The following is a 15,201-nucleotide window of genomic DNA, read 5'->3' as shown; positions in this document are numbered from 1 at the left end:
CCGGCACGCCCCCTCCTGACGGGCGAATTCGAGGGTCCGAGCACTCCACGGCAGCGCCTGGCATGGCCTGCCTGCGACAACGGCCGCGACACGGTCAACAGCCCCCGTCTGCCGCACATCGGAGCGGCCATTCCAATGCTGACGGCCCGTCACCGTCAGCCAACACGCAGGCGCCCTACCCCTGGAGCCGCTGCCATGACAGACAAGAACCACCTGGACGGCCGTGAGTTGCGGCACCGCACCCCGCAGGAGCGAGCCGCGCTCGGCAAGGCGGGACGGACCGACGTACCCCGCTCCAGCCACGCCGAGTTCGCGCCGGGACCCAAACGGCCCGACCCGCTGGAGATCATCGAGAAGCAGTCGGCGATGCGGCTGCCCGAACTCGTGCCGATCCGCTACGCAAGGATGTCCGAGTCGCCGTTCCGGTTCTACCGGGGGGCCGCAGCCATCATGGCGTCGGACCTCGCGGAGACGCCGAGAACGGGGTTCCGGACCCAACTTTGCGGCGACGCCCACATGCTGAACTTCCGGCTCCTGGCCTCGCCCGAGCGCCGCCTCATGTTCGACATCAACGACTTCGACGAGACACTGCCGGGCCCCTGGGAATGGGATGTCAAGCGCCTTGCCGCCAGTCTCGTCATCGCCGGGCGGGCGAACGGCTTCAGCACCAAGGAGCGGGCCGGTATCGTCCGAGCCACCGTGCGGTCGTATCGCGAGAGCATGCGCGCGTTCGCCGGAATCGGCAACCTGGGCGTCTGGTACGCCCAGTTCGATGAGAAATGGGTACGCGACCAGTTCGCGGCGGACCTGTCCGAGCGGGGCCGCGAGCGCTGGGAGCAGGCCGTGGCCAAGGCGCGCTCGCACGACACCCTCCAGGTCTTCGACAAGCTCACTGGTGTCGTCGACGGCAAGCGCCGCATCATCCCCGATCCACCGCTCATCACACGCCTTGAGGACCTGCTGCCGGACGACCGGCGGGGTCAACTGGAGCAGCAGATCAGCCGATTGATCGAGCGTTACGGCAAGACCCTGCAGTCGGACCGGCGCTTCCTGCTGGAGCAGTACCGGGTGGCCGATATGGCGCGCAAGGTCGTCGGGGTCGGCAGCGTGGGCACCCGCTGCTGGATCGTGCTCCTGCTGGGGCGGGACGACGAGGACCCGCTGTTCCTCCAGGCCAAGGAGGCCGACGAGTCAGTGCTCGCGCCCCACGTCGGAGGCACCGCGTACCCGACGCAGGGCGAGCGGGTCGTCTCCGGGCAGCGGCTGATGCAGGCCACCAGCGACATCTTCCTGGGCTGGGAGCGGGTCGAAGGCATCGACGGCCGGCGGCGGGACTTCTACGTACGGCAGCTGCGGGACTGGAAGGGGGTCGCCGTGGCCGAGGACATGGTGCCCCGGGGCATGCGTACGTTCGGCGCTCTGTGCGGTGCGACGCTGGCCCGCGCCCACGCCAGGTCCGGCGACCGCATCGCCATCGCCACCTACCTGGGCGGCGGCGACTCCTTCGACCGGGCGCTGGTGACGTTCGCCGAGCTCTACGCCGACCAGAACGAGCGGGATCATCAGGCACTCGTCGACGCCGTCAGCGCCGGAAAGCTGCCGGCCGAGGCCGCCTGAGAAGGCGCTACCGGAGCACGCTCCCCTCCACCACGCGGAAGTTCGCCACGCGGAAGGGCGGTCAATCCGACGGCGGGCCCGACGGTCCCGGCGGGCCCAGACACGCCGACCTCGCGCCCGATGTGCTCGACACGATCACTGCGCACGCCCGGACCCTGTGGGACGGCCTCGGGTTGCGCGGTTCGGCACGCATCGACTTCATCCTCACCGAGGACAACGAGCCGTACGTGCTGGAGGTCAACACCACGCCGGCATGTCCCGCGCCAGCAACATCGCGGTGGGAGCGGCGATGGTCGGACTCACGCACACGGACGTCGTATTGGCCATGCTCCACGAGGCTCTGGCCCGCCCGCCATACGATGTCCCCCTTCCCGCTCCCGCGTTCGCCAGCACCACACGGGCTCGGGAGGCTGCCGTCTCGCCGTAGGAGCCCGCCGCTGTGCAGCGCGTCCACGATGTCCCCATGTGCGGACAGCTCATCGACCCCGCCGAGTGGGATCTACACGGAGCCTGGCAGTAGGAGACAGGATCGAATGGTCCAACCGGGCGTGCGGCCTGGCCTCGCTGAGAATGATCCTGCTCGCCTACGGGCACGAAGCACCCACGGTCACGGAACTCCTGAAACTCGCGGTCAAGAATGAGGTCCTGCCCCCGCGTGGAGCACTCCACGCGGGGATCGCGAACCTGGCGACCAACCTTGGAGTCCCCTCAGCCGCTGGGCCCGTGCCCGTCGAAGAACTCCTGACCCGACTCGGCGAAGCACCGCTGATCGTCTCCGTGACCGAGCAGTTCCCCGACGACGGCCGCACGGGTGGTCATCTCGTCATCCTTCGCGGCTACGAGGACGGCCCCGACCCGACGATCCACTTCCGAGACCCGTCGGCCTGGGGCCAGAGGCACGATCGGGTCCCCCTCAGCCGCGTGCCCCCCTTCCTACACCAGCCGCGCAATCACCTTCGCACCCCTCAATCACCACGGAGAGTCCTGATGACCGAGGCAGACGGCGACACGACCGAGGCCGCAGGCAGCCGGAGGATCGCCGTACTCGGAGAAAATGCTGGAGCTGGGAGACGAGGCCGTCGAAGGCCACCACAAGGTCGGGCGCATGGCAGCCGCGAACGGCGTCGATCTCCTCGTCGCAGTCGGCGGAGATATGGCCAAGCGACTGGACCTCTCGGCAGGAGCGGCAGGAGTTCCGGACATCGCGCTGGTAGGAGACAACGCCACAGCTGCCACCTACCTCGAATCCATCCTCCGCCCCGGCGACGTCGTACTCGTCAAAGCGTCCCGCGGCGGTCAGCTCCGGCAGATCGCGCAAGCCCTCACCGGCAGGCCGTGACGGGCTTGTGAGCCGACTCAGCACACGTGCAGCATGGATTCGAGAACAGGAAGGGGAAGCCCGCGGTTCCGGCTATGGAGGCGACGTTGATGATGGATCCGGCGCCTTGCCGGATGAGGTGAGGGCCGAGCGCTTCTACGCGGCGACCAATGCGGCCATGATCTCCTTCACCCCGTCGATCGCCGCCGGCTGGGCCAGCTCCGGCGTCCGCCTCAATGCTCTGCTCCCCCACTGGCACGCCACCGAACTGACCAAGAACTTCCTCGGAAACCCCGAGATCTCGGAGGGCATCCTCCGCGGCATCCCGTCCGGCAGGTGGGGCAAACCCGACGAGGTCACCGGCGCAGCCATCTACCTGGCCAGTAACGCCTCCAAGAACACCACCGGCAGCTGCCTGACCGTGGACGGCGGCCAGACCACATACACCGGCGGCTCCGGTATGACCGACCTCCTCGAACTCGGACGCCTTAAAGCGTGTTGCACAAGGCTCTGAGCTGGGCTTCTCCTCGGCATGGTCGGGGTGTTGAGGGCAGACCGTGTGTGGGTGGAGACGTTTACCGGGCTCCAAGTGACGCAGTTCGCACGTCTGTTGAAGGTAGTTCGGGAGCAAGGCGGTAACGGCACCGTGCAGGGCCGGCCGTGAGTTTTGCCGCTGGCCGATTCGATGGCCCTGTTCATCAGGGGACAGCCGTCGTCGCTGTTGCCTGTCGGTGAAGCTACTGATGATCTTCGCGTGATGTCGCGCCGCGGTTGCCCTTCGCTGAAGGTCAGGGCGTGTGCTCCAGCGACATCACGCGGCGAAACTCAGTAACGGCCTGGGGAGCGATTACCAGTGACGGCTGGTTGGACAGGGCTACGAGACGTCGAGCGGCAGATCTCGGTGGAAGACGGCCATAGCCTGGCCGGGGCCGTTGTAGTCATCGACGATCTTCGTGTTGAAGCCGAGGCTGCGGTGGAAGGCGATTGAGCCGGCGTTCTCGATTGACGTGATCGCCTTCAACTGCCGCGCACCGTGACGTTCCGCTGCTTCGGCGAACGCTGTATACAGACGACGCCCGAGACCGGTGCCACGGGCGTCGTCCCGCGTGGCGATCAGATGCACGTACCCGGTGCCGTCTTGCGTGACGAACCCGAAGATGTACCCACGGATTCCGTCTTCGGCTCGGGCAACCAAGCAGGTGGAACCGAACTCCTGCACCAGTGCAAGAAGGTGTAGCGACCGAAGGTCGCGGTCGCCCCAGTAACGGGGGTGATCAGTCAGGACCTGATGGAAGTCGGCCACCCCGGCCGTTGCGATGCGTATCCCCATGGTGACGATCATGGCAGGTGCCTTGGCCGTTACGGGCGAAGGTCCGCACGCCGGAGACATCGAGCCGTGGCCACCAGGCACGACGAACTCGCGGTCCGCTACGAGGCTACCGTCCTGGTTGCCGCCTTCAGCGAGTGGTTGTGACGTACTGGTCCGACGACAACTGGAACACCCGTACTCGCCGACCGCAGGTGGGATTGACGGTCTCACGGACCAGATGCATCCCCAGTTTGGCCATGATCCGTTCGGAGGCGTCGTTGCCCACTTGAGCGATGCTGACGATCCGCTCCAACCCTCGCTCTTCGAACGCGAACCGTACAGCGGCCGCGGCTGCCTCGGTGGCCAAGCCCTGCCCCCAGTGGGAACGTCCCAGCCGCCAGCCGACCTCAACCGCCGGCAGTACCTCAGGCAAGAAGTTGGGCACCGAAAGGCCGGTGAACCCGGCCAGCTCGCCAGTGGACCGGATCTCCACGGCGAACAAGCCGAAGCCCTGCGACTCCCACTCGCTCTCCCATGCCTGGACCCCGGCGCGAGTCTGCTGTTCGTCACGGACGCTGCCGTCACGGATCCACCGCATGACCTCGGGGTCGGCATTGACGGCAGCCATGGGCGCAACGTCTTCCTCGCGCCAGCGACGCAGGATCAAACGGGAAGTCTCAAGCCTGACCATCCGATCATCCTGGATCACAGGCGGGACTCTCCGCCATTCTCACCAGGCACTTTCGATACACGCCCTAAGCGGCGTGTCGAAATCACTGTCGATGGCGTGGTCGGTCCGCAGACCTGGGGCATGCTCAAAGGCGCTGAGCAGGCGGAGGAAGACACCGCCGGTACTCCCACTCTGCAACAGGGTTCACACGGGCCGGCCGTACGGAAGCTGCAACGTCTGCTCAACGACCATCTGCCCCTCCAATGCCGCTATGTCTCGTACCACTGCCGTGCGTTCTGGCATCTCTACCTCCACGAGCCGTCGTTGGCTCGCGATCACAGCAGAATCGGCAGCACGAGCGGGCGAGCTTCGTGAGCGCCGGGCGACGCTGACACTCACTGTCCGTCTCAAGCGGAGACCGACTGGCCGTCGAGGCTAGTTCGGTCAACGGGGCATCCGATGCCCGATGCTGTCGGTCAACCCCAAGATGCCGCCCCGGCTCGACGAGCTGGAGGCCGACCTACTGGCCCGCCCTCAAAGCGCGATCGTGACGAAGGCCGGCGCGATGAGGTCGAAGGACTCGACCTCACCCTGAGGTTCCTGGCCAGCAAGCGCGCCCAGGCCCACCGGGCCGCCGCGACGGCCGGCGTGGACCTGGGCACGCCTGGTGGATCCCGCGCACGCCTTGGGGCAACCGGTGGGTTCAGGGGTGCGTGAGTGTGTCGAGCTGTGCAGCGAGGTCGGGATGAGTGGTGGCCAGGTGGGGGCGGGTGGCGTGGAGGGGGCGGATGAGCTCGGCGGGGTCGTCGTGGGCGAGGGCCGCGTGGAGCTGGCTGAGCGGGAGGCGGGCCGTGGTGGGCAGGTCGGTGAGGGCGGTGATCTGGCCGGCGATGCGGCGCAGATCGGCTGCGTTGCGGCGGGCCCAGGTGGCGGTGGTGCGTTCGGCGGCGCGGCGTTCGCGGGTGGCCTGGACGCGTTGTTCACCGGTGGTTCCGGCGGGGCCGGGGCGGCCACGCAGGTAGCGTCGTTCGGCGGCCTGCCGGCTGGCGACGCCGAGGGGGTGGGCCAGGTCGGCCCAGCTGGCTCCCGCGTCGCGGGCGGTTTCGATCAGGCCGGTCTCCCATCCGGCGAGTTGCTCGCGCACCTGCCGCAGCAGCATCAGGGAGGCCAGCGCCTGCTCCGGCCCGGGGCCGGGCGCATCCGGGGTGTCCAGGGACTCTCGCTGGGCGTCACGCAGGGCGTCGTCTATGGCATGCAGGGCCGCCGCGGCGGCGAGGAACGACGCCGGGCTATGGGCATTCGCACTGGTCGTGGACGGCTGGTCCGCTGCGGTCACGGACACCTCCCTCTCATTGTCATCGCATCGACGACATCGCGTTTGTCATCCATTGGATGACATGTTACAACGGTGTCAGTGAGGCGCATTGGCAGCAACTGCCTGAACCTGCTGGAGGTGTTTTCACGATGTTGATGCGCACTGACCCCTTCCGCGAGCTGGACCGGCTGGCGCAGCAGCTGATGGGCCCGGCCACCTGGTCCCGCCCGTCGGCGATGCCGATGGACGCCTACCGCGAGGGCGACGAGTATGTGGTGGCCTTCGACCTTCCGGGCGTCCCCGCGGACGCGATCGACATCGACGTCGAGCGGAACATGCTCACCGTCAAGGCCGAGCGGCGGCCGGTGGCAAAGGCCGACGACGTGCAGATGGAGCTGTCCGAGCGGCCGCTGGGTGTCTTCTCCCGCCAGATCGTGCTCGCCGACACCCTCGACACCGAGCACATCAAGGCCGACTACGACGCGGGCGTGCTCACCCTGCGCATCCCGATCGCCGAGCGCGCCAAGCCCCGCAAGATCTCCATCGGCGTCGGATCCGGCCGCAAGGAGATCTCCGGCTGACACCGGCCGGACGGGTGCGGAGAGCGGCACCTGGTCTCCCCCTCATCCCGCTCTCCGCACCCCCTATGGGCAGTCCGAGGAAGGGGGGCGGCCGAGATGACTCTGCGACGCGAAGCGTTCCTCGGCCACGTGAAGGAACGCGGCGAGTACGACACTGCGGAGGAAGCCGAGCGCGCGGCCCGTGTGGTGCTGGCCCTCCTCGGCGCACACCTGGTCGGCGACGTCCGCACTCAGCTGGCGGCGCGCCTGCCTGAGGTGTTCGCCCTGATCCTGCTCAACCCGCTGCAGAGCGCCGAGCCGCTGCCCCCGGAGCGGTTCGTCCGCGCAACCGCCGCATGGATTGAAGGCGCCACCGAGCAGACCGCGGCCTGGGACGTCAGCGCCGTGCTGTCCACCGTCGCCGACGCCACCGGCGAAGACCTGCTGGGCCAGATCCTGCTCCAGCTCCCCGCCGGCTACGACCTGCTCTTCGGCCGCCCCCAACCCACCTGACCATCCCGCACCCCGGTGTCCGAACACCGGCCACAGCAAGAAAGGCAACCCCAGTGATCTCCGACCGGCACGCCTCACCCCAGCAGCCGTACGGGACGGCGTACGAGCAGATGGTGGAGAAGGTCCGCTACGAGGGCGCCTATCCCACCCGCGAGAGAGCCGACGAAGCCGTCCGCCTGGTTCTTGCCGGACTGGGGCGCCAGCTGACCGGCGACGAACGCGTCGACCTGGCCCGCTGCCTGCCCTTGGAAGCCGCACGCGTGCTGACCGCGCAGATCCCCGACCCCCAGCCGCTGACAGGCTGGGCCTTCGTCAAGGACCTCGCCGCCCGCACCGGCGCCTCCCCGGCCACCACCCGCTGGGACACCGGCTCCGTCTTCTCCGCCGTTGCCGCCTACGCGGGCCCCGACCTGATCACCCGCATCCTCCACCAGCTCCCCACTGGCTACGCCCTGCTGTTCGGCCGCGCCGAACTCACCCAGGCCGCGTAGGCGGCGAACGTGCGTAGGGCGGGCGCGACGACCGCTGCGTCGCTGTCCGCCCTGCGCCCCGAGGCACGCCAGGAGAAGGCCGTCGCCTTCCTGGCCGGGGTCCCGGCCCCAGGGGCTCTTTGACGCCTATCTGGGTCACACGCCCACCACGTCCGCCGTGGCGGGATACTCATCCCAGGTCCGGCCATGGAGCAAACGGGTGCCCACAAACTCAGCTTGTCCTACGGTTCTAGCGCGGGCTCACGCCGGTCATTCGTAGGATCGGTGGCCCGAGGACTCCGGGTATGGCTTGACGTCCGCTATTGGGAAGTCTTTTGACCTCGACTGCGTCCTGATCACATGGAACAGGAGAGTTGCTCGCGCACCCATGCAGGATCGGCGTTGGTGTGCGGCCGGCGCCTGGGCGAAGTCCGCGACCCGGTGGGGCGAGGACATCGCGGCGTTCGGTGATGCTCAGCCAGTCTGCGCGGCGAGCCACCTCCGGCGGCTCCTGAGTGGGTACTCCGTGGCCGAGGTGACCGGTGTTCGTCACCCAGCATAAGGATCCCGCGATGACGACGTCCCCGCCCCCGGTATCCGAGCCAGACCCGTCCGCGCTCAGCTGCCCCGGCGACCAGGTCGGCCTGTGCTCCGGCTGCCAGCGCAAGACCCACCGCTACGGCAGCGGCGGCAGCCCCCTGTACAGCTGGTGCATGAAACCGGTGGCAGAGAACTGGGGTCCGCAGGTGAGCTACGTCAGCACCCGCACAGCCAGGAAGGCGTAGACAGGTCCGAGTCCGACGGGGCCGGTCTGCAACGGGGATGTCAAAGGTGGTAGCAGCGTGGGGCACCGAGGACGAGGCACGATTCCTGGACCGCTCGCGGACGCGGTCCTGGACGGTCGAAGAACGCGTCAGCTGCCCCTAAGACCGACCGCCAGGGTCAGTTCAAGGACCCGGTGCGGCGATGCGAGATCCGGAAACAGCTCCCGCAGCTGCGACATCCGGTACCGGACGGTCTGGGGATGGACGAACAACGCCGCCGCCACCTCATCCCGCCTGCCCTGGTGCAGCAGCCACGCCCGCAACGTCTCCTCCAGCCGCCGCGCGGTCGCGTCAGGCAAGGTTCGCAACGGTGCGAGGGCTCGGGCACGCAGGTCTGCGAACGCGTCCACGTCGGCGCTCAGCACCAGCTCGGGCAGGTGGTCCTCGGTGTCGCGAATATCAGAGGAGAGGGAGCGCGCGCGTACGGCTCGTGCGTACGAGGCGGACGCACGAGTCCATGGCCGGGCCGGGCCGACCACGGCGGTGCGGTCGGTCAGCTGCCGCAAGAGATGTGATCGGTCGGCATCGGGGACGAGCAGCACGCCGAAGGCGTCCGGCAGATCGTCGAGGACCAGGGTGCTCGGGTCGAGCGCGCGGTAGGCAGGCCGCGCCTGGGCGGCGGGCAAAAGGACCGCGGTCAGCGAAACCGGAGGCTGCCAGCCGGCCCGTTGAACAGAGGCCAGCAGCACGTCCGGGCTCGCGCCGGCGAGGAGGTCGCGGGCCAGGTGTTCCAGGTGGCGCTCCTGGGCGCGGCCCTGGGCGGCCAGTTCGTCGGCGTGGCCCGCGGCGCTCGCGGCGGAGAGCTCGTCGATGTAGGCGAAGGTCAGCTCGGCGAACTTGGCGACCTCGGCGGCGGGCAGACCTGCGGGTACGGCACCCGCTGCCAGGCATCGCCAGGCCACGCGGGCGCCGACGCGGTAGGCGCTGAGCAGTGCGTCCATCGAACGGCCGTCGCGGACCTCGCCGCGGCCCAGCTCGTAGGCCGCGTCACCGGCGTCGCCGCCTGTGGCGTTCCCGCTCGCGAGGTCCAGGTAGTGCCCCAGAGCGGTGCGGACGGCTCGGCGGATGGTGCCGCCCATGTGGCCCGACAGGGCGTTGGCGTAGGGAGGGACCTCGTCGATGATCGCCTGGACGACCTCGTCGGCGGTCGTCTTCAGCGCGGCTCGAAGTGCGGTGACCGTCGTCTCATCCAGGGCCAGTTCGCTGGCCCTCCGGATTGCATGGCTCACGTTTTTATTCCCTGCGAACAATTCAGCCGACCAGATTTACGTCCTGCGGTCAGGACTTTACGCCTTGCGACACAGCAAGCTGGAGTCATGACGAGTGCAGCCCTCCGCAGTAGGGCGTGGAAACTGCTGGAGATGGTCACGACACCGCTGCTGCCGTCGGACTACCTCGACCTGGTCAGCCCGCTGCGTGCGGGCGCTGACCTACGTGGGCGCATCGAGGCCGTGCACCCTGAGACGGGTGACGCCGCGACCATCGTGATCAGGCCTGGACGCGGCTGGCGCGGCCACACGGCCGGTCAGTACGTGCGGATCGGCGTCGACGTCGACGGGGTGCGCCTGTGGCGTGCCTACTCGGTCACCTCACCGGCAAACCGCCGGGACGGCCGCCTCACGATCACCGTGAAGGCGATCCCGGACGGCAAGGTCAGCAACCACCTGGTCCGCAGGGCGAAACCGGGCACGCTGATCCAGCTCGACCAGGCGACCGGCGACTTCGTGCTGCCGCAGGCCAAACCCGCCAAGGTGCTCTACCTGACGGCCGGCAGCGGCATCACGCCCGTGATGGGCATGCTGCGCGACACCGAGTTCAACGACGTCGTCATGGTCCACTGCGCGCCACAGCCGCAAGACGTGATCTTCCGCAACGAACTGCACGACCTCGTCGCGGACAAGAAGCTGCAGCTCACCGAGGTGCACACCGACACCGACGGCATGCTCGACATCGCCCGTCTCGACGAACTCGTGCCCGACTGGACCGAGCGAGAGACCTGGGCCTGCGGGCCCGCGGGCCTGCTCGACGCCGCCGAAAAGCACTGGAGCGAGCACGGCGTCCCAGAGCGTCTGCACACCGAACGGTTCCGCCCCAGCATCGTAGTCGCCGGTGACGGCGGCGAAGTCACGTTCAGCGCCACCGGCAAGACCGTCGACGCGGACGGCGCCACGCCGTTGCTGGACGTCGGCGAGGAGGCCGGCGTGCTCATGCCCTCCGGGTGCCGCATGGGCATCTGCTTCGGCTGCGTCACGCCGCTCAAGGCGGGCGCCGTCCGCGACCTGCGCACCGGCGAGATCACCGAGGCCGAGCCGGGCGTCCTCATCCAGACCTGTGTGTCCGCCGCGGCGGGCCCCTGCGACATCGACCGGTAGGAGCACCTTGACCGCCATCGACCCCACCTCCCACCTGACCGCGGAGCAGATCGAGGAGCTCGGCCGCGAGCTGGACGCGATCCGCGACGAGGTGATCGCCGGCCGCGGCGAGAAAGACGCCGCCTACATCCGTAAGGTCATTTCGGCGCAGCGCAAGCTGGAGCTGGTCAGCAGGGGCGTGCTGCTGTTCTCGATCTTCCCGCCCGCGTGGCTGATCGGCACGGCCGGTCTGTCCGTGGCGAAGATCATGGACAACATGGAGATCGGCCATAACATCCTGCACGGCCAGTGGGACTGGATGCGGGACCCGAAGATCCACTCCACCACCTGGGAGTGGGATCACGTCTCCCCGGCCGACCAGTGGAAGCACTCGCACAACGAGCTGCACCACACGTACACCAACGTGATCGGCAAGGACAACGACCTCGGCTACGGCATCATGCGCGTCGACGAGGACCAGAAGTGGCACCCCTTCCACCTCGGCCAGCCGCTGTGGAACTTCATCAACGCCTGCTTCTTCGAGTACGGCATCGCAGCGTACGACCTGGAGCTCGGCAAGAACCTGCACAAGCGCCGCCGCAAGAACCCGGAGTTCCGCGCGCGGGCCAAGGCCGTGGGCCGCAAGATCCGCAAGCAGGTGCTCAAGGACTACGTGATCCACCCGCTGCTGTCGGGCCCGTCGTTCCTCCCCACGCTCGCCGCCACGTTCACCGCGAACCTGGTCCGCAACATCTGGTCCCACTCGGTGATCATGTGCGGGCACTTCCCCGAGGGCGTACAGGTCTTCGAGCGCCGGTCGATCAAGGGCGAGACGCGCGGCCAGTGGTACCTGCGCCAGATGATGGGCTCGGCGAACATCAGCGGCAGCAAGGCCATGCACTTCATGACCGGCAACCTGTCGCACCAGATCGAGCACCACCTGTTCCCGGACCTGCCTAGCAACCGGTACGCCGAGGTCGCGGTGAAGGTGCGCGCGTTGTTCGAAAAGTACGAGCTGGAGTACGTCACCGGGCCGCTGCCCAAGCAGGTGTTCTCCGCGTGGCACAAGGTCTTCCGGCTCTCGCTGCCGAACAAGAAGCCCAAGGTCACAACGCCGGCCCGCGAGCAGGAGCTCGTCGCGGCCTGATTCCCGGTATTGGTTCGGATCTTTCGGCCGTACCGGCGACACCGCCGGGTTCGGTGAGATCTGTACCCGGCCTCCGAGGCGGCCGAGGCACACCGCCGTTTCGAGGCCGGCGGCGTCCGCGGCCGTCTCGTTCTCACGTTCTGGGTTCGTTCGGCCTCCACGGCCCCGTACAGGGGCCGTGGAGGAGGCGCCGGTCCCCATTGGGGCCTCATCCCGAGCGTTTCGGAGACCAGTGCCCAGGTGCAGCGGCGAGCTTCCTGATCGAGGGTCTTGCTCTGAAGCATGATCTCGGTGACACCCAGGCAGGCGAAGATCTCCTGATGGTCTCGCGGAGGTAGCCTCGGTCGATGGCCGCCGCTGCATCGTCTGTTCGATCAACCTTCTTCGGAACGTCCTCCGTACACGTCACTGACGGTGTGTCCGGGATTCTCATCGACGGCTTCTTCACCAGGCCGTCGTTGCTGCGAGTCGCTCTGGGGCGGCCCATCGCACCCGACCTCGGACGCATCTGCGACGCCCTGTCCCGAGGCGGCATCGAGCATCTCGACGCACTGTTCGTGGCCCATTCCCACCACGACCACGTCATGGACTCCCCCGAGATCGTCAAGCGCGTCGGCGGTGTGCTGTACGGCTCGGAGTCGACGGTGAACGTCGGCCGCGGAGCCGGTTTGGGCGAACAGTCGATGACGCGTATCGGCGACGGTGACACGTACGCCTTCGGGGACTTCACGGTCCGGGTCTTCGAAGGGGCGCACAGCCCGGGTGACAGATACCCCGGCACGATCGACGAGCCGCTCGTACCACCGGCCAAGGCCAGTGCCTACCGCACCGGCGGCTGCTACTCCTTCCTCCTTGAGCACCCGACCGGCACGATCCTGGTCCACCCGAGCGCCAACTTCGTCCCGAACCAGTTCGATCGCCTGGACGTCGATCTGCTCTACCTCGGCATCGGTGCCCTGGGCGCGCAGCCCGCACAGTTCCAGAACGACTACTGGCACCACACCGTCGAGGCCACCCGCCCCGACCTCATCATCCCCGTGCACTGGGACGACTTCGGACGGCCACTGAACAAGAAGCTGCGTCCCATGCCGCGAGTCCTGGACAACTTCGCCAAGACCAAGGAACTGCTCGACCGCAGAAGCGCCGAGTCCGGCACCCCCGTGCGTTTCCAGAAGCCGTACGAGACGATCACCCCGTTCAACTGACCGCAGTCCTGCGGCGGGACAGCCGAGCTCCCGCACCGCTGAACAGCAGCTGCTCACCGAGGCATGCCCGCACGCTCCGCACGCCAAGCCATCCGACGACGTCGACACCCCCGACAGCCACCTCCCGTCCCAGACGGCCGCGACGTCACGTGGTGGCCGACGTAGTGGCAGTACCGCAGCCGGCCGCCACGTGACATCGACACAACACGGTCGATGAACAGCATGCCGAACCCAAGAGGCGGCGCTATACGCCTTCTGAGCCACAATCGCTCAGCAGTGCCTCCACCGGCGGGACCTCGCCGCCGTACCGCGACATCATTGCCTGCGCATCCAGCCGCGACACCGACGACACAGGTCCCGCCCACCCCAGCGCCCGGCCCGCCCGGCTCTCCCCCCTCCAAGCGGAACCACCCCCGTCCGTGGGCCGGAGGCAATCAGCGCACCGGGCCTGCGCCGGCCGAACGCCTCGCCGGCCGGGAGGAGCACTCAGTCGAGACAGAACTCGTTGCCCTCGACGTCCTGCAACACGATGCACGACTCATTGACACCATCAGCAGTCAGCAGCCCCACCCGCACCGCACCGAGCTCGACCAGCCGCGCGCACTCGGCCTCAAGCACAGCCAGACGCTCCTCACCCACGAGCCCGGTACCGACCCGCACATCGAGATGCACCCGGTTCTTGACGACCTTTCCCTCCGGAACACGCTGGAAGTACAACCGCGGACCCACACCCGAGGGATCACCACACACAAACCACGAACCCTGATCCTCGGACGGCTGGGAAGCCTTGAACTCGTCCCACGTCGCGAACCCATCCGGCGGCGGCGGAACGACATACCCCAGCACCTCACACCAAAACCGAGCGACACGCTCAGGCTCAGCACAGTCGAAGGCAACCTGAAACTTCCTGATCACTGACATCGGCGCACCATAACAGGACGACGCAGCACCCCATCTCCCTACACAGACCCACAAGTTGCCGGAACAACAACCCCGCACTTCCCGACAACAGCCCGCCGGCCGCCAGCTGCCGATACAGCAGGGGCTGATTCAGCAAGGGCTTCGCGAGGGGCGTTCGCCAGGAGAGTCGAAGAGTGTTCTTGCTGCGTTGCCATGCCAAGGGGTGGCGTAGGCCTTCGGGGCGCATGAGCCCGCGCCCGACCGGGGACGTCCCGTGATGGCATGACCGCCGGAAGGATCCGCCCGCAGTCAGTGAGAGGACACATATGGAGTCAGGCAGACGTGAGTTCCTCGGTAAATGGGCAGCAGCAGCCGGCATCGGGACGCTGCCCTTACCTCCCCGGGAACCGCATCAGAAGCACCACACCCACCCAAGCCCGGACGGCGGCACGAACACCGCGTCAGGTCCGCAAACCAGCGACAGCGGCCGCGCCGGCCATGAGCGGTTCATGTGGCTGGCCATCGAACAGGCCCGGAACAATCCCGAGTGGCCGTTCGGCGCCGTGATCGTCGACAGCCGTACCGGTGAGGTACTGGCAGGCGGGGTCAACTCCGGAGCAGACAGCCCAGTGCTGCACGGCGAAATCGTGGCCATGAACGACTACGTACGCCGCCACGGCAACCAGGGCTGGACCCGCACCACCCTCTACACCACCGGCGAACCCTGCCCGATGTGCATGAGCGCCATGGCCTGGGCCGATCTGCGGCGCGTCGTCTGGGCAAGCTCGATCGAAGAAATCCGCCGCACCGGAATCGGCCAGATCGCCCTGCCCGCACAGGAAGTCGCCGCCCGCGCACGCTCCTTCTACCACCCCGAACTAATGCTGGGAGGGGTACTCGCAGACCACACAAGACGCCTGTTCGAGCAAGCACAGCAACTACGCGACCGGCACACGGACACGTCCCCTGTCGGCGCACCTTCCTGAGAGCAGCCCAGGGGCA

At 67.9% G+C, this 15,201-nt stretch carries 18 protein-coding genes and 2 pseudogenes; 15 read left to right on the top strand and 5 right to left on the bottom strand.

Annotated features, from left to right (window positions below; genetic code table 11):
• Positions 1-195: 195 nt before the first annotated feature.
• The 6 genes and pseudogenes from POF73_RS37265 to POF73_RS46380 all read left to right on the top strand — a co-directional run.
• Positions 196-1,617, top strand: coding sequence for a DUF2252 domain-containing protein (locus POF73_RS37265; RefSeq protein WP_272123697.1), 1,422 nt, complete (start codon positions 196-198; stop codon positions 1,615-1,617).
• 122 nt (positions 1,618-1,739) lie between these two features.
• Positions 1,740-2,258, top strand: a complete 519-nt coding sequence (locus POF73_RS37260; protein WP_272123696.1) for a hypothetical protein — start codon at positions 1,740-1,742, stop codon at positions 2,256-2,258.
• Positions 2,188-2,436, top strand: a pseudogene (locus POF73_RS37255) (hypothetical protein); the annotation flags it as partial. The gene POF73_RS37260 and the pseudogene POF73_RS37255, both read left to right, overlap by 71 nt.
• Before the next feature lie 235 nt (positions 2,437-2,671).
• On the top strand, positions 2,672-2,956 hold the full coding sequence (locus POF73_RS37250) for a UDP-N-acetylmuramoylalanyl-D-glutamate--2,6-diaminopimelate ligase (protein WP_272123695.1): 285 nt from the start codon (positions 2,672-2,674) through the stop codon (positions 2,954-2,956).
• A 106-nt stretch (positions 2,957-3,062) separates the two neighbouring features.
• Positions 3,063-3,449 (top strand): SDR family NAD(P)-dependent oxidoreductase, encoded by a 387-nt coding sequence (locus POF73_RS37245; protein WP_272123694.1) that lies wholly within the window; start codon positions 3,063-3,065, stop codon positions 3,447-3,449.
• Positions 3,450-3,467: 18 nt separating this feature from the next.
• Positions 3,468-3,596 (top strand): annotated as a pseudogene (locus POF73_RS46380) (IS5/IS1182 family transposase); the annotation flags it as partial.
• A gap of 213 nt (positions 3,597-3,809) precedes the next feature.
• Here the strand turns inward: POF73_RS46380 and POF73_RS37235 are convergent.
• Together POF73_RS37235 and POF73_RS37230 are read right to left on the bottom strand one after the other, a co-directional pair.
• Positions 3,810-4,277: a GNAT family N-acetyltransferase gene (locus tag POF73_RS37235; RefSeq protein ID WP_272123693.1), complete on the bottom strand. Its 468-nt coding sequence runs from the start codon at positions 4,275-4,277 to the stop codon at positions 3,810-3,812.
• A 115-nt stretch (positions 4,278-4,392) separates the two neighbouring features.
• Positions 4,393-4,935 (bottom strand): GNAT family N-acetyltransferase, encoded by a 543-nt coding sequence (locus POF73_RS37230; RefSeq protein ID WP_272123722.1) that lies wholly within the window; start codon positions 4,933-4,935, stop codon positions 4,393-4,395.
• A 445-nt stretch (positions 4,936-5,380) separates the two neighbouring features.
• On the opposite strand from POF73_RS37230, the gene POF73_RS37225 reads away from it, so the two are divergent.
• Entirely contained in the window at positions 5,381-5,509 is a 129-nt protein-coding gene (locus POF73_RS37225; protein ID WP_272123692.1) for a hypothetical protein, read from the top strand.
• 108 nt (positions 5,510-5,617) lie between these two features.
• On the opposite strand, the gene POF73_RS37220 is transcribed toward POF73_RS37225, so the two are convergent.
• A complete protein-coding gene (locus POF73_RS37220; protein ID WP_272123691.1) occupies positions 5,618-6,250 on the bottom strand; it encodes a type III effector protein in 633 nt (210 codons plus the stop codon).
• A gap of 128 nt (positions 6,251-6,378) precedes the next feature.
• Between POF73_RS37220 and POF73_RS37215 the strand changes: the two genes are divergently transcribed.
• The 4 genes from POF73_RS37215 to POF73_RS37200 all read left to right on the top strand — a co-directional run bounded on the left by POF73_RS37215 (position 6,379) and on the right by POF73_RS37200 (position 8,557).
• Complete coding sequence (locus tag POF73_RS37215; protein ID WP_272123690.1) at positions 6,379-6,810, top strand: Hsp20/alpha crystallin family protein; 432 nt, start codon at positions 6,379-6,381, stop codon at positions 6,808-6,810.
• Between the two features lie 96 nt (positions 6,811-6,906).
• Entirely contained in the window at positions 6,907-7,302 is a 396-nt protein-coding gene (locus POF73_RS37210; protein ID WP_272123689.1) for a DUF2267 domain-containing protein, read from the top strand.
• A 53-nt stretch (positions 7,303-7,355) separates the two neighbouring features.
• The gene (locus POF73_RS37205) at positions 7,356-7,793 is read left to right on the top strand and encodes a DUF2267 domain-containing protein (RefSeq protein WP_272123688.1); all 438 of its coding nucleotides are present in this window, start codon (positions 7,356-7,358) and stop codon (positions 7,791-7,793) included.
• A gap of 551 nt (positions 7,794-8,344) precedes the next feature.
• Positions 8,345-8,557 carry a hypothetical protein gene (locus tag POF73_RS37200; RefSeq protein ID WP_272123687.1) on the top strand — a complete coding sequence of 71 codons (213 nt, stop codon included), beginning with the start codon at positions 8,345-8,347 and terminating at the stop codon, positions 8,555-8,557.
• Between the two features lie 128 nt (positions 8,558-8,685).
• Here the strand turns inward: POF73_RS37200 and POF73_RS37195 are convergent, their stop codons facing one another.
• The gene (locus tag POF73_RS37195; RefSeq protein ID WP_272123686.1) at positions 8,686-9,825 is read right to left on the bottom strand and encodes a PucR family transcriptional regulator; all 1,140 of its coding nucleotides are present in this window, start codon (positions 9,823-9,825) and stop codon (positions 8,686-8,688) included.
• Positions 9,826-9,912: 87 nt separating this feature from the next.
• On the opposite strand from POF73_RS37195, the gene POF73_RS37190 reads away from it, so the two are divergent.
• From POF73_RS37190 to POF73_RS37180, 3 genes are all read left to right on the top strand, one after another.
• Positions 9,913-10,968 carry a ferredoxin reductase gene (locus POF73_RS37190; protein WP_272123685.1) on the top strand — a complete coding sequence of 352 codons (1,056 nt, stop codon included), beginning with the start codon at positions 9,913-9,915 and terminating at the stop codon, positions 10,966-10,968.
• Positions 10,969-10,975: 7 nt separating this feature from the next.
• Positions 10,976-12,094: a fatty acid desaturase family protein gene (locus POF73_RS37185; protein ID WP_272123684.1), complete on the top strand. Its 1,119-nt coding sequence runs from the start codon at positions 10,976-10,978 to the stop codon at positions 12,092-12,094.
• 416 nt (positions 12,095-12,510) lie between these two features.
• The gene (locus POF73_RS37180) at positions 12,511-13,299 is read left to right on the top strand and encodes an MBL fold metallo-hydrolase (RefSeq protein WP_443049704.1); all 789 of its coding nucleotides are present in this window, start codon (positions 12,511-12,513) and stop codon (positions 13,297-13,299) included.
• Positions 13,300-13,785: 486 nt separating this feature from the next.
• Here POF73_RS37180 and POF73_RS37175 read toward each other — a convergent pair whose 3' ends face one another.
• Positions 13,786-14,220: a VOC family protein gene (locus POF73_RS37175; protein WP_272123682.1), complete on the bottom strand. Its 435-nt coding sequence runs from the start codon at positions 14,218-14,220 to the stop codon at positions 13,786-13,788.
• Between the two features lie 305 nt (positions 14,221-14,525).
• On the opposite strand from POF73_RS37175, the gene POF73_RS37170 reads away from it, so the two are divergent.
• A complete protein-coding gene (locus POF73_RS37170; RefSeq protein ID WP_272123681.1) occupies positions 14,526-15,185 on the top strand; it encodes a nucleoside deaminase in 660 nt (219 codons plus the stop codon).
• The last annotated feature ends 16 nt before the right edge of the window (positions 15,186-15,201 follow it).

This window comes from Streptomyces sp. HD (genome assembly GCF_028369295.1).
Lineage (GTDB): Bacteria > Actinomycetota > Actinomycetes > Streptomycetales > Streptomycetaceae > Streptomyces.
Note: the sequence above shows the minus strand (reverse complement) of the source record. Positions and strands in the feature narration are given on the sequence as shown.